The organism is Halochromatium salexigens, from assembly GCF_016653295.1.
GTDB lineage: Bacteria > Pseudomonadota > Gammaproteobacteria > Chromatiales > Chromatiaceae > Lamprobacter > Lamprobacter salexigens.
Genome location: NZ_NHSF01000085.1, coordinates 1 through 12,226, shown reverse-complemented (window position 1 = coordinate 12,226; position 12,226 = coordinate 1). Strand labels below are relative to the sequence as shown.

Annotated in this window: 16 protein-coding genes; 14 read left to right on the top strand and 2 right to left on the bottom strand. The window is 65.6% G+C overall.

All coding sequences use genetic code 11. The features are described 5' to 3' along the window. The coding region (locus tag CCR82_RS17570; RefSeq protein ID WP_201247114.1) for a sterol desaturase family protein at nt 1–365 on the top strand (365 nt) is incomplete at its 5' end. A gap of 136 nt (nt 366–501) precedes the next feature. Here the strand turns inward: CCR82_RS17570 and CCR82_RS17565 are convergent. Further along, nucleotides 502–972, bottom strand: a complete 471-nt coding sequence (locus tag CCR82_RS17565; RefSeq protein ID WP_201247113.1) for a rhodanese-like domain-containing protein — start codon at nt 970–972, stop codon at nt 502–504. Between the two features lie 220 nt (nt 973–1,192). Between CCR82_RS17565 and CCR82_RS17560 the strand changes: the two genes are divergently transcribed. Next, nucleotides 1,193–2,428 (top strand): trans-sulfuration enzyme family protein, encoded by a 1,236-nt coding sequence (locus CCR82_RS17560; RefSeq protein ID WP_201247112.1) that lies wholly within the window; start codon nt 1,193–1,195, stop codon nt 2,426–2,428. A 218-nt stretch (nt 2,429–2,646) separates the two neighbouring features. On the opposite strand, the gene CCR82_RS17555 is transcribed toward CCR82_RS17560, so the two are convergent. Beyond that, nucleotides 2,647–3,318, bottom strand: coding sequence for a metalloregulator ArsR/SmtB family transcription factor (locus CCR82_RS17555; protein ID WP_201247111.1), 672 nt, complete (start codon nt 3,316–3,318; stop codon nt 2,647–2,649). Between the two features lie 200 nt (nt 3,319–3,518). On the opposite strand from CCR82_RS17555, the gene CCR82_RS17550 reads away from it, so the two are divergent. The 12 genes from CCR82_RS17550 (at nt 3,519) to CCR82_RS17495 (ending at nt 12,087) form a co-directional block, all read left to right on the top strand. Continuing rightward, on the top strand, nt 3,519–3,863 hold the full coding sequence (locus CCR82_RS17550) for a DsrE/DsrF/TusD sulfur relay family protein (protein ID WP_201247110.1): 345 nt from the start codon (nt 3,519–3,521) through the stop codon (nt 3,861–3,863). Between the two features lie 40 nt (nt 3,864–3,903). Next, nucleotides 3,904–4,449, top strand: a complete 546-nt coding sequence (locus CCR82_RS17545; protein WP_201247109.1) for a hypothetical protein — start codon at nt 3,904–3,906, stop codon at nt 4,447–4,449. 61 nt (nt 4,450–4,510) lie between these two features. Next, entirely contained in the window at nt 4,511–5,398 is an 888-nt protein-coding gene (locus CCR82_RS17540) for a TIGR04283 family arsenosugar biosynthesis glycosyltransferase (RefSeq protein WP_201247108.1), read from the top strand. Nucleotides 5,399–5,413: 15 nt separating this feature from the next. After that, nucleotides 5,414–5,641, top strand: a complete 228-nt coding sequence (locus CCR82_RS17535; protein ID WP_201247107.1) for an RND transporter — start codon at nt 5,414–5,416, stop codon at nt 5,639–5,641. Between the two features lie 106 nt (nt 5,642–5,747). Beyond that, nucleotides 5,748–6,509, top strand: a complete 762-nt coding sequence (locus CCR82_RS17530) for a Crp/Fnr family transcriptional regulator (protein ID WP_201247106.1) — start codon at nt 5,748–5,750, stop codon at nt 6,507–6,509. A gap of 81 nt (nt 6,510–6,590) precedes the next feature. Beyond that, complete coding sequence (locus tag CCR82_RS17525; RefSeq protein ID WP_201247105.1) at nt 6,591–7,535, top strand: trans-sulfuration enzyme family protein; 945 nt, start codon at nt 6,591–6,593, stop codon at nt 7,533–7,535. 114 nt (nt 7,536–7,649) lie between these two features. Then, nucleotides 7,650–7,898 (top strand): hypothetical protein, encoded by a 249-nt coding sequence (locus tag CCR82_RS17520; protein ID WP_201247104.1) that lies wholly within the window; start codon nt 7,650–7,652, stop codon nt 7,896–7,898. 209 nt (nt 7,899–8,107) lie between these two features. Beyond that, nucleotides 8,108–9,238: a cysteine desulfurase family protein gene (locus CCR82_RS17515; protein WP_242513582.1), complete on the top strand. Its 1,131-nt coding sequence runs from the start codon at nt 8,108–8,110 to the stop codon at nt 9,236–9,238. A 136-nt stretch (nt 9,239–9,374) separates the two neighbouring features. Next, the gene (locus tag CCR82_RS17510; RefSeq protein ID WP_201247103.1) at nt 9,375–10,052 is read left to right on the top strand and encodes an ArsR/SmtB family transcription factor; all 678 of its coding nucleotides are present in this window, start codon (nt 9,375–9,377) and stop codon (nt 10,050–10,052) included. Nucleotides 10,053–10,073: 21 nt separating this feature from the next. Next, a complete protein-coding gene (locus CCR82_RS17505; RefSeq protein ID WP_201247102.1) occupies nt 10,074–11,180 on the top strand; it encodes a thiamine pyrophosphate-binding protein in 1,107 nt (368 codons plus the stop codon). 1 nt (nt 11,181) lies between these two features. Continuing rightward, nucleotides 11,182–11,493 (top strand): acetolactate synthase small subunit, encoded by a 312-nt coding sequence (ilvN, locus tag CCR82_RS17500; protein WP_201247101.1) that lies wholly within the window; start codon nt 11,182–11,184, stop codon nt 11,491–11,493. 99 nt (nt 11,494–11,592) lie between these two features. Beyond that, nucleotides 11,593–12,087: a disulfide bond formation protein B gene (locus CCR82_RS17495; RefSeq protein WP_201247100.1), complete on the top strand. Its 495-nt coding sequence runs from the start codon at nt 11,593–11,595 to the stop codon at nt 12,085–12,087. Nucleotides 12,088–12,226: the final 139 nt, after the last annotated feature.

Here is a 12,226-nt window from a genome sequence, read left to right as displayed (position 1 = left end):
CCCAGGTCGATCGCATGTTGCGTTGGTTCGTCGTCACGCCAGACATGCATCGGGTGCATCATTCGATCGAGGACGACGAGACCAACTCCAACTTTGGTTTCAACCTCTCCTGGTGGGATCGGCTGCTTGGCACCTACCGCGCGCAGCCGCGCGCTGGCCAGCAGGGCATGACCATCGGTATCCGCCAGCAGCGCGAGCCCCAGCGGGTTGATCGCCTCGATGGCATGTTGCTGCTGCCCTTCGTCGGCCAAGTGACCGACTATGCGATCAACCGGCGGCAATGGGCTGATGCGCTCGAGCCAAACAGGGCGGGAGTGTCAACTCAGGTGCGCGAGGTCAGGGAAACGAGCACGGGTGAACGCTGACACCTATCGGGTCCATTGAGGCCCTTGACTTCCACTCCATCTCCTGGAAACACCTGTGCTGGGCGACCTGCTGGGCGTTGTGGCCTTTGCGCGACTCGATGACGCAGCGCTTCGTTGCTCCGAAGCGGACGGCTCATCAGGACGCGCCGGCCTCCTCAGCCGCCTCGATGGCCCGTTGGTTGGCCTCAAAGCCGCCCTTGGCCTTCCAGCCGACCAGGCCGTCTTGCAGGATGCGGACATTGTCCCAGCCCAGCAGACGCAGGGCGAAGCCGGCCTGGGCTGATAGCGAGCCGGTGTTGCAGTAGATGACGACAGGTTGGTCGCGGGGGATCTCATCGCGCTGCGCCACCACCTGGCGCCACTCGATGTTGGTTGCTCCGGGGATGTGATCGGCCTCGAACTGCGCTGCATCGCGGGCATCGATGACCAGGATGTTGGTCCAGTCCTCGGCCGGGATCTGCTCGGGCAGAATGACGCTCGAGCCGTACTCAGTGAATTCCAGATACTCCTCGATGGCCTCGGCCAGGGCGGAGCGGTCATCAGCATGGATCGGTGACGCGAAGAGGACAAGGGCCGCGCAAGCGGCGAGGAGAGGTTTGTTCATCATGGTGTTTGTGACTCGAGTGGCGAGGATGGCGGCGCTGCAGTGGCATCGAGGCATCAGAGCCGCGATCGCACCGAGGCAGGGCTCAGGTCATCTACGCGCCCATTGTCGGGTCGAGCGGGCTGTGCGCGATAACCTTCAACCCAATCGTTGATCATTCGGTTGAGATCTGTCAATCTTTACGGCCATCAAGATCGTCCAAGTAGCACCGAGAAATCCATTCATGATCAAGACACCCGAGCAGAGTATTGCCACCCGCTGCGTCCACGCCGGCGAGGCCGCCGACGCCCACGGCAGCCCGCACACGCCGATCTACAGCACCAGCACCTTCGCCTTCCCGTCTACCGCGGCGATCCTCGACGTGGTCGAGGGGCGCGCCAGCGGCAGTCTCTACACCCGCTATGGCCTGAACCCGACGATCCAGGCGCTGGAGGCCAAGCTCGCCGCGATCGAGGGCGCCGAGTCTGCACTCGCCTTCGCCTCCGGCATGGCCGCCGAGGCAGCGGTATTCCTGGCGCATGGGCGCGGCGGCATCGTCTGCATCGGCGATGCCTACGGCGGCACGCTCGAGCTGCTGGCGGATCAGCTGCCGCTGCTTGGCATCGCGACCCATCTGCTGCTCGGCACGGAGCTGGACCAGCTCGACGAGCGGCTCGCCAGTCTGTCCGGGAATGCCGGTCGGCTGGTGTTCCTGGAGACGCCGACCAATCCGGCGCTCGAAGTCTTCGACATCGCCGCCATTGCCGAGCGGGCCCATGCCCATGGCGCGCGGCTGGTGGTCGACAACACCTTCGCCTCGCCGGTGAACCAGCAGCCGCTGGCGCTCGGCGCCGACCTGGTGGTGCACAGCGCCACCAAATACCTCGGCGGCCACAGCGATCTAACCGCCGGCGCGTTGATGGGCTCGGCCGAGCTGCTCGGCGCGGTCGCGGGCTGGCGCAAGAACCTGGGCACCACGCCAGCGCCCGAGACGGCGGCGCTGCTCGCGCGCAGTCTGCGTACCCTGCCGGTACGGGTGCAGGCGCAGAACGCCTCGGCGCTGGCCATCGCCGAGACCATGCAGGCGCATCCGCGGGTCGCGCGCGTGCTGCATCCGGGACTCGCATCCTTCCCCGGGCACGCGTTGGCGGCGCGGCAGATGAACGGCTTCGGCGGCATGCTGACGTTGGAGGTCGCCGCCGAGGGTGCTGATCCGGCGGCGGCTGCCGCAGCGGTGGTGGATCGGCTCAAGCTGTTCACGCTCGCGCCCAGCCTGGGTGGTGTCGAGAGCCTGGTTACCCAGCCTTGCACCACCACCCATCATGGGCTCACGCCCGAGGAGCGCCAGCGGCGCGGCATCAGTGATGCGATGATCCGGCTCTCGATCGGGCTTGAAGACCCGGCCGAGCTGATCGCCGATCTGGAGCAGGCGCTGGCTGACACGGCTGCCGAAGAGCCCAACCGGGTCGACCAGAGGTGACCGGTGAACAGCGCCGACCCCTCCCGGGCGGGAGTGATCCAAATCCCTTCACCACCGCCATCGCGTGCACAACGGGTTCCTGTTGCTGATGACATCTGTCGGTTGATCAATGATCCAGGTGCCGAGTGGCCTATGAGCGTTCATGGACCAAAGACACGCTGTCCTCGCGGTCCGCTTCGGTGGTTTCTGGTGGACCAGGCCAATAGCGTTTCGGGATTTTAATCCCGCGCCACCGGCAGCCCGGCATGACGCCACTCGGGCAGGCCATCGGCCAGGCGTCGAGCCTCGAAACCGGCCTTGCGCAGGGCCGCAACCGCCTCGAACGACAGCACACACCAGGGACCACGGCAGTAGGCGACGACCTGTCGCTCCGGCGGCAGCTCCGCCAGTCGGGTCTTGAGCTGCTCGAGCGGGATATTCAGGGCGCCTGGCAGATGGCCCTGGCCGAACTCCTCGGACGGGCGCACATCGAGCACCGTCACCAGCCCATCCTGCGCCTGTTCCAACAGCTCCGCTGCCGGCATCGGCTCGAGCGCATCACGCTGCAGCAGATACTGCGCCATCAGCTCAGCGACCGCATCGCTGCGATCCTGGGCGATGCCGCGCAGCGCGGCGAGGGCATCCAGCGCCCGCTCATCGCCGAGCGAATAGCGCACATACTTGCCATCGCGCCGCGCATTGACCAGCCCTGCGGCCTTGAGCTGCTGCAGATGCTTGGAGGTGTTGGCCACCGACAGCCCGCTGAGGCGCACCAGCTCTTCGACGCTGCGCTCGCCTTGGGCCAGGTAGTCGAGCAGCTCCAGCCGTGCCGAATGCCCCAGGGCGCGCGCGATCACGGCGAGATGCTCGAACAGCTGTGTTTTGGGCGATGCAAACTGAGACTGGGTCACGATGAGCGGCTGGCAAGGACAGGGAGCTACAGTATACCGCCACGCGCATCAGAAGCCGCTCGCCATCCCTCGACACTCAGCCTTCACCAGCTAACAGCCGACAGCCGACAGCCGACAGCCATCATTCAACGTTGTATTTGAATGATGCCGATGCTCATGGGATACTGCTGCCTTCAATCTCGACCGCGGAGCCCACACCCATGACCACTTTGTTCATTCTCAACGACCCCGCTTACGGCACCGAGCGCAGCTTCAACGGGCTGCGATTAGCGAAGGCCTTGCAAAACAAGGGCGAGAGCGTCAGCGTCTTTCTGATGGCCGATGCCGTCTCCTGCGCCAAGGCCGGGCAGACGGTGCCGCAGGGCTACTACAATCTCGAGCTGATGGTGAAGGGCGTCGCCCGCAAAGGCGAGATGCTGCTCTGCGGCACCTGCATGGACGCGCGCGGCATCACCGACGAGGAGCTGGTCGAGGGCGCGCGCCGCAGCACCATGGATGAGCTGACCGAGCGCACGCTCGCCGCCGACAAGGTGCTGGTGTTCTGAAGTATGCTCGTGTCCTCATCTGCCACTGGCGAGGTTGACGATGGCATCTGGAGACGATGCGCACTCTGGCTCTAACGCTGAGGGCGGACTCTGGCCCTCGGCCGATTATCAGGCTCAGGTCGAGCGCCTGCGAGCCGCCGTCGGCGAGCCGATCTATCTTGCCGAGTTGCGCGAGACCGATATCCAGCTCGGGGTGCATCTGAGCGATCGCGCTTATCTGCTGCTCGGCGTGATCGACTTTCCGCGCCCGGACCCGGCGCGCGGGCTGGCGCCGCATCTGATCCTGCTCGACGATGGGCGCGGAGTGAACCTCGGGCGCATCGCGCGCATCAGTCGCCAACCCTTTCAGCCCACCGACGACCAGCTGCTCTATCTCGACCGCGCGGCCGATCAGACCCTGCTGTTCGCCGATCGGCGTCTATCGCAGCGCTTCATCGCCGAGCGCACCCAGGCCGTGCTTGGCCAGGTGCTGGGGCGCTCAGCCGCCGCTGCGCAGTCACAGCTTGAGTCTGCGCCAGCGGCCGCACCCTCAGCCGCGGGTGCGGAGGAGCCCTCTTCGAGTAGTGATGATGAGTGGCATCACTGACAGTGTTTGGACCGCTTGGGTTTAATGGTGAGCTGGTGTTGCCTGCAATCATGAGCCGCCAATGAAGCTGTCGATTATCATCTCAACCCTGAACGAGGCCGAGACCATTGGTGCCTTGTTGGCCGATCTGGCGCGCCTGCGCATCGAGGGCGCCAAGCTGATCCTGGTCGACGGCGGCAGCCGCGATGCCACCCTGGCGCGCGCGGCTGTTGGTGTGGATCAGATCCTGCACGCGCCGCGCGGGCGAGCGGCGCAGATGAACGCCGGCGCTCAGGCGGCAACAGGTGATCTGTTCTGGTTCCTGCACGCTGACACCCGTGTACCAGAGGACGCAATCGCAGCGCTGCAACGCGCTGCAGCTCAAGCAGTATCCGGGCTCTATGAGGCTGATGGTGACGTGCTAATGCCGATGCGGCTAACGCAGCTGCGGCGAGCCGAGGCGCATAGGGCGCGCACAAAGGAGCTAAAGCAGCCAAAGCTGCCAAGGAAGACTGCCGAGCAGCCGCGCGATGCAGGTGCTTGGGCAGGCTTCTGGGGTCGCTTCGATGTCCAACTTTCAGGCCGGCATCCACTGCTGCGCCTGGTCGAGCGCGGCATGAATACGCGCTCGCGTCTGACCGGCATCGCCACCGCCACCGGCGATCAAGGCCTCTTCGTCAGCCGCGCCGCCTTCGAGCGCGTCGGTAGCTTCCCACCGTTGGCACTGATGGAGGATCTTGCCTTATCGGCGGCGCTGCGCCGGCTTGCGCGCCCGGTCTGCTTACGCGCGCGACTGCTGGCCTCGAGCCGGCGCTGGGAGCAGGGCGGCGTGCTGCGAACCATCCTGCTGATGTGGCGCCTGCGCCTGGCCTACGCGCTCGGCGCCAATCCGCATCGCCTCGCCGCGCGCTCTCATGGCCAGGAGAAGACCCATCCGAGCGGCCCTGACGGGCCATCGACCATGACCTGAGGAGACCGTCCGACCATGTTCAACTGGCTCGACCACCTGCCGCTCGGCCTGCTGCTGATCATCGCACTGACGCTCGGGCTCGCCCCCTTCGTGCCCGAGCCCCATGTTTGGGAGAAGCTCAAAATGCTCGCCGCTGGTACGCTGGTTCGGCCGATCGATATTTTTGATCTCCTACTGCATGGCATCCCCTGGCTGCTGGTGCTGGCCAAGCTCGGGCGCCTGGGCTGGGTGCGGATGCGCTGAGCGATCACTCGACGTCCGTTAGAGCCCGCACCATGCGATGGCCGATTTCTCCCTGCGAAAAGGCCGAGGCGCGGGAGTATTCACCGCTAATGGATGAGGACGACTGATGGCTGAATGGCGTACCGAGCGAGAGACCTTGACTGACCCCAGCAGCGGGGCCGATGCGGACGTGACGCCAGCGAATGCGGTAGGGGGCCGCGATCTCGCGACGGATCTGCGCCAAGCACCATTGCTCGCAGCCTTGAGTCCGGCGCAGTTAGCACGCCTGTTACAACGGGCGAGTCAGGTCCGGCTTGCCGCAGGGCAGATGCTCTTTCGCCAAGAGGAGCCGGCGGAGCGGTTCTACTTCGTGCGCTCGGGCCAAGTCCGTCTGTTTCGCCTCTCCAGCGACGGCGGCGAGAAGATCATCGAGCTGATCCGTGCCGGTCAGACCTTTGCCGAGGCCCTGTTGTTCATGGGCACCGGGCGTTATCCGGTCTGCGCCGCGGCGCTGGAAGCGACCGAGCTGGTCAGCATCGACGGAGCAGATTTCGTGGCCATGCTGCGCGAGTCTCCCGAGACCTGCTTCGCGCTGCTCGGTGACCTCAGTCGACGGCTGCACGCGATGATCGCCGAGATCGACAGCCTGACATTGCTCTCGGCACAAGGGCGTGTGGCGCGCTGGCTATTGCGCAACAGCGAGCCGGAGCGAGCGACGCTGAAGCTCGACGTGCCCAAGACGGTGTTGGCCTCGCGGCTCTCGATCCAACCCGAGACCTGGTCCCGCGTCACCCGCCGTCTGATCGACAAGGGCGTGATCGCCGTCGCTAGCGAGTGGATCGAGATCCGGGACCGAGAAGCGCTGCAGGATTACGCCGACGAGCTTTGAATTCGGCACGCGAGCGCGACGGCGACTCGGCATCGAGACCTACCAGACCCGAGACCCTCTGCCAAGTGACTGTTATCCGGCATGGCCGCTGAGGCAGCGGTGTTCCTGGCGCATGGGCGCGATGGCATCGTCTGCATCGGCGATGCCTACGGCGGCACGCTCGAGCTGCTGGCGGATCAGCTGCCGCTGCTCGGCATCCCGACCCATCTGCTGCTCGGCACGGAGCTGGACCAGCTCGACGAACGGCTCGCCAGTCTGTCCGGGAACGCCGGTCGGTTGGTGTTCCTGGAGACACCGACCAATCCGGCGCTCGAGGTCTTCGACATCGCCGCCATTGCCGAGCGAGCCCATGCCCAAGGTGCGCGGCTGGTGGTCGACAACACCTTCGCCTCCCCAGTGAACCAGCAGCCGCTCGCGCTCGGCGCCGAACTGGTGGTGCATAGCGCCACCAAATATCTGGGCGGCCATAGCGATCTGACCGCCGGTGCGCTGATGGGCTCGGCCGAGCTGATCGGCGCGGTCGCGGGCTGGCGCAAGAACCTGGGCACCACCCCAGCGCCCGAGACCGCGGCGCTGCTCGCGCGCAGTCTGCGCACCCTGCCGGTGCGGGTGCAGGCGCAGAACGCCTCGGCGCTGGCCATCGCCGAGGCCATGCAGGCGCATCCGCGGGTCGCGCGCGTGCTGCATCCGGGACTCGCATCCTTCCCCGGGCACGCGTTGGCGGTGCGGCAGATGAGCGGCTTCGGCGCCATGCTGACGTTGGAGGTCGCCGCCGAGGGGGCTGATCCGGCGGCGGCTGCCGCAGCGGTCGTGGATCGGCTCAAGCTGTTTACGCTCGCGCCCAGCCTGGGCGGTGTCGAGAGCCTGGTCACCCAGCCCTGCACCACGACCCATCACGGTCTGACACTCGAGGAGCGCCAGCGGCGCGGCATCAGCGATGCGATGATCCGCCTCTCGATCGGGCTCGAGGACCCGGCGGAGCTGATTGCCGATCTGGAGCAGGCGCTCGCTGGTGCCGCCGGATGAGGCGGTGCATCTCCCCGGCGCAGGTGCTCCAGGTTACGAGAACAAGCGTGCGTAGGCGGTCTGAGGAACATGATATCTGTCAGCAGCTCAACCCTGCCGCGTAGCGAGCTGCCCATGGGCACTGAGACTAACTGCCAGATCAATTCAGAGGAGCAAGGCGTGAAACCCTCGAGGGCACAGAACCCGACTTGGCTAACCCTGCCACTGCGCACGGTGGGCCTCTTTCTGATTACTTATGGTCTTTGCAACGCGGCTGCAGCCGAGCCCGACCGGGTCGACCAGGTCACCGGCGCCGCGACCTGGGCGATGCAGCGCGAAGGCGTCAGCCTGTCCCTGACCCAGCTCCTGCCGGATCAGGTTTAGGCCTTCTCCGTCAACCGCCATGACCATCGGCATCCGCCAGCATCGCGATCCCCAGCGCGTCGACCGCCTCGATGGCATATTGCTGCTGCCCTTCGTCGGCCAAGTGACGGACGATGCGATCAATCGTCGGCAGTGCGCCGATGCCCCCGCTGCGTCTGACGCTCTGGGGGCATCGAAGTGAGCACACAGGAGAGCACCGGAGCCTACAGTTGATCTATCTCGACCACAACGCCAGCACGCCACTTGCGCCGGAGGTCATTACGGCGATACAAGCGGCGCTCAGCGATGGCTTCGGCAACCCGTCGAGCCCGCACTGGGCTGGGGTGCCGGCGCGAGCGCTGGTGGAGGGCGCGCGTGCCGAGGTCGCCGCGCTGCTCGGCTGCGCGACAGACGAGATCGTCTTCACCAGCGGCGGCACCGAAGCCAACAATCTCGCGCTCAAGGGCGTCTTCTACGCCAACAGCCCATCCAAGCGACCAGGGCCTGCGCATCTGATCAACAGCGCGATCGAACATCCGGCGGTCACCGCACCGCTGCGTTTCCTCGAGCGACTCGGCGCCCGTCTCACCTGGCTGCCAGTCGACAGCCGTGGCCAGGTCGACCCGGACGATCTGCGCCAGGCGCTGCGCCCGGAGACGCGGCTCGTCAGCATCATGCATGCGAACAACGAGGTCGGCAGCATCCAGCCGATCGCCGAGTGTGCGGCCATTGCCCGCGAGCACGGTGTCTTGTTCCACAGCGATGCGGCGCAGTCCGTCGGCAAGATCCCAACCCGCGTCGATGACCTGGGTGTCGACCTGCTCAGCATCGCCGGGCACAAGTTCCAGGCGCCCAAAGGCGTTGGCGCGCTCTATGTGTGCCGGGGCCTAACGCTGGAGCCGCTGCTCCATGGCGCCGGCCACGAGGGCGGCCGGCGCGCGGGCACCGAGAGCGCGCTGCTCGCCGCCGGGCTCGGCACCGCCTGTCGGCTGGCCGCGGACCTGTCACCGATGACGCGGGTCGAGGCCCTGCGTGAGCGCCTATGGCAGGGCCTGCAGGCGCGGCTCGGCGAGCGTGTCATGCGCTTCGGCGGTCCCGCACGCTGCCTGCCGAACACCTTGGGCTGTGCCTTCGTCGGTCAGCGCGGCGGCGAGCTGCTGGCGCGGCTGGACGGCATCGCGGCCTCCGCCGGCTCCGCCTGCCACACCGGCGAGGCCGCCCCCTCGGCAGTGCTGCACGCGATGGGCGTGCCGGATGCGCTGGCGCTCGGCGCCGTGCGCTTCAGCCTGGGTCGCGAGACCACCTTTGATGAGATCGACACCGTCGTCGAACGGGTGACCGATCTGCTGGCTGGCGTCTGATTCACCTCGCCCTGCCAGCGATAAGCCAGCGAGCGCCACCGAGGAACCGCCACCGCCATGTCCGCGATGCCCGCTGCAATTTCCCCTCAAGGACACTCGGCTTGCCATATAATCTAAAATTCGTTAGATTAAACGAATGAAAGAACGACAACTCAAAGATCTGCTCTACGAGCAAGTCGCGCGGATCGGCAAAGCGCTGTCGAGCCCGAAACGGCTGGAGCTGCTGGAGCTGCTCGCGCAGGGCGAGAAGACCGTGGAAACCTTGACCAGCGAGTCGGGGGGCGACGTCAAGCTGGTCAGTGCCCATCTGAGAGCGCTGCGGGAGGCGCGGCTCGTTGAGGTCCGGCGCGAGGGGCGCTTCATGGTCTATCGCGCGAGCGGCGCTGATGTCGGTGCCTTACTCGCCACGCTGCGCGATGTTGCCGAGAGTCATCTCGTCGAGCTGCGCCTGGCCCTGGAACAGCTTGTCGATGCCGAGGCGCAGCTGACCGGTATCTCCCACGAGACACTGCTTGAGCAGGCTCGCCGAGGAGACGTCTTGGTGCTCGATGTACGCCCGGAGAGCGAATACCGCAGCGCTCATCTCCCCTTCGCGCGGTCCATGCCGCTCGATGAGCTCGAGCACTGCCTGGATGCCTTGCCGTCGGATAAGCCCATCGTCGCCTATTGCCGTGGCCCCTTCTGTCTGATGTCCGAGCAAGCCGTTGGACTGCTGCGGGCACGGGGCTTTCGCGCCGCCCGCATCGACGACGGTGTCAGCGAATGGCTCGCGCACGGCTTAACGGTCGATTCGTCGACCGACCCGACGCATTAATTGGTCCCTGAGGAGAATCGCGTGTCCAACGTGGAGAGATTGACCGGCGCCCAGCTTGTGATTCGCCTGCTCGAACGGCAAGGCGTTCGCGTGATCGCCGGTATTCCAGGCAGCGCCAACCTGCCTTTGTACGATGCCTTGTCCAGCTCGCTCACCATCAGACATGTGCTGACGCGGACCGAGCAGGGCGCCGGGTTCATTGCTCAAGGCATGGCGCGCGCCAGCCGACAGCCCGCCGTGTGTTTTGCGACGTCTGGCCCCGGAGCGACCAATCTGCTGACGGCCATCGCCGACGCCAAGCTCGACTCCATTCCAGTCGTAGCCATTACCGGACAGGTGGCCTACGCATCCATTGGCACGGATGCGTTTCAGGAGGTCGATACCTACGGCCTGAGTCTCCCGATCACGAAACACAACTATCTGGTCAGGTCGGCGGCGGAGTTAGTGCATATCCTGCCGCAGGCGTTTCAGATCGCAGCGTCCGGGCGACCAGGGCCCGTGCTGATCGATATTCCGCGGGATGTGCAGCTGGAGACGGTGGCGATCGAACACTGGCCGGAACCGGGCATCGCCACGACCCCGCCCGCCGTGGATGCGGCATTACTCCAAGAGGCGGCACGGCTGGTCGCCGAAGCCGAGCGTCCGATCCTCTATCTGGGTGGCGGCGTCATTCAGTCCGGCGCGGCTGCCGTCGCCCGCGAGATCCTGGAGCGATGTGGATTACCGACGGTGACCACCCTGCACGCGCTCGGCGTCCTGCCCGTCGATCATCCACTGTGGCTCGGCATGCTCGGCATGCATGGTGCCCCCTGCGCCAATAGGGCGATGGACGAGAGCGATCTATTGATCGTCGTCGGCGCGCGCTTCGATGACCGCGCGACCGGCAAGCTGGCGGAGTTCTGTCCCCATGCCCGGGTGATCCACATCGATATCGATCCGGCCGAGCTTGACAAGCTGCGCGCCAGCCATGTCGCCATCAGCGGCGAAGCCGATGCCGTTCTTCAGCAATTGCAGCCCCTGCTCGAGCCGTCGGCGCGTCAGCCCTGGCTGGCACGGGTCCGCCAGTTGAAAGCGGACTGGCCGCTGCGTTTACCCGGCGCGGCCAATCGCGACATGATCGGAGTCTGAGATGAAACCGTCTGCCTTGAAGCGCATCGTGCTGGAGCTGACCGTCAACAACCATCCGGGCGTGATGTCGCATGTCGTCGGGCTCTTTTCCCGTCGGGCCTACAACGTCGAGGGCATTCTGGGCCTGCCGGTCGCGGGTGGCGACATCAGTCGCATCTGGCTGCTGATCAATGAAGACGAGCGTTTGCCGCAGATGATCAAGCAATTCGAGAAATTACACGACGTCAAGCGTGTCGCCCAGCGTCCGGGAGAACGTGAGCTCTTCGACCAGCTTGAAGCATTGGTCAGTCCTGGAATCTGCAACGAGAAGTAACCATCCAACCATGAAACAACACGCGGGTGTCTTCATTCTTGGCTCTGACCCCGCCGGTCTCGGACTGAATCAGGTATGCGCTTCAACAAGGAGAACCCAATGGCATTGCTCACGCAGCGCCGGCTGTGGCTGCTTATCGCCGGTGCCAGCGCTGCACTTGCGCTGGCAAGCATTTTGATCACCGAAGGGCTGGCACTCCAGCCCTGCCATCTGTGCATCTTTCAACGCCTGTTGTTCATGCTGATTGCGCCGCTGGCGCTCATCGCGGCCTTGACCAAAGGCTGGCTCCGGCGCATCAGCGCTATCCTCGCCGCCCTGGTAGCCCTCGTCGGGACCGCAACGGCGAGTTATCAGACCTGGCTGCAGGCTCAACCCGAGGGCAGCGTCTCCTGTCTCGGCCCAGACATGGGCCCGATCGAGCAGGTCGTCGAATGGCTCGGCAGGCTGCAACCGACACTGTTCATGGCCACCGGATTTTGCGAGGACGTGGCCTTGGTCATCCTCGGGCTATCACTGGCGCAATGGTCGCTGCTGGCATTCTTACTCATGCTGGGGCTGAGCCTGTGGCTGCTGATGAGTCGCTCCGCGGCTTGAATGCGTAGTCGGTATGAGGATCTTCCCAAGCAAGCACTCGTGAGTAGGAGCAACGCGCCATGAGCTGGGACCCAGCCCGCTATCATGCCTGGTACGAGAGCCCGCGCGGTGCCTGGATGGGGGCGCGCGAGCGCCGTCT

Excerpts from the sequence above, each read along its gene's own strand:
- CCR82_RS17565 (WP_201247113.1), bottom strand. The coding sequence starts at position 972 with ATGATGAACAAACCTCTCCTCGCCGCTTGCGCGGCCCTTGTCCTCTTC.
- CCR82_RS17560 (WP_201247112.1), top strand. The coding sequence starts at position 1,193 with ATGATCAAGACACCCGAGCAGAGTATTGCCACCCGCTGCGTCCACGCC.
- CCR82_RS17550 (WP_201247110.1), top strand. The coding sequence starts at position 3,519 with ATGACCACTTTGTTCATTCTCAACGACCCCGCTTACGGCACCGAGCGC.
- CCR82_RS17545 (WP_201247109.1), top strand. The coding sequence starts at position 3,904 with ATGGCATCTGGAGACGATGCGCACTCTGGCTCTAACGCTGAGGGCGGA.
- CCR82_RS17540 (WP_201247108.1), top strand. The coding sequence starts at position 4,511 with ATGAAGCTGTCGATTATCATCTCAACCCTGAACGAGGCCGAGACCATT.
- CCR82_RS17535 (WP_201247107.1), top strand. The coding sequence starts at position 5,414 with ATGTTCAACTGGCTCGACCACCTGCCGCTCGGCCTGCTGCTGATCATC.
- CCR82_RS17530 (WP_201247106.1), top strand. The coding sequence starts at position 5,748 with ATGGCTGAATGGCGTACCGAGCGAGAGACCTTGACTGACCCCAGCAGC.
- CCR82_RS17525 (WP_201247105.1), top strand. The coding sequence starts at position 6,591 with ATGGCCGCTGAGGCAGCGGTGTTCCTGGCGCATGGGCGCGATGGCATC.
- CCR82_RS17520 (WP_201247104.1), top strand. The coding sequence starts at position 7,650 with ATGGGCACTGAGACTAACTGCCAGATCAATTCAGAGGAGCAAGGCGTG.
- CCR82_RS17510 (WP_201247103.1), top strand. The coding sequence starts at position 9,375 with ATGAAAGAACGACAACTCAAAGATCTGCTCTACGAGCAAGTCGCGCGG.
- ilvN (WP_201247101.1), top strand. The coding sequence starts at position 11,182 with ATGAAACCGTCTGCCTTGAAGCGCATCGTGCTGGAGCTGACCGTCAAC.
- CCR82_RS17495 (WP_201247100.1), top strand. The coding sequence starts at position 11,593 with ATGGCATTGCTCACGCAGCGCCGGCTGTGGCTGCTTATCGCCGGTGCC.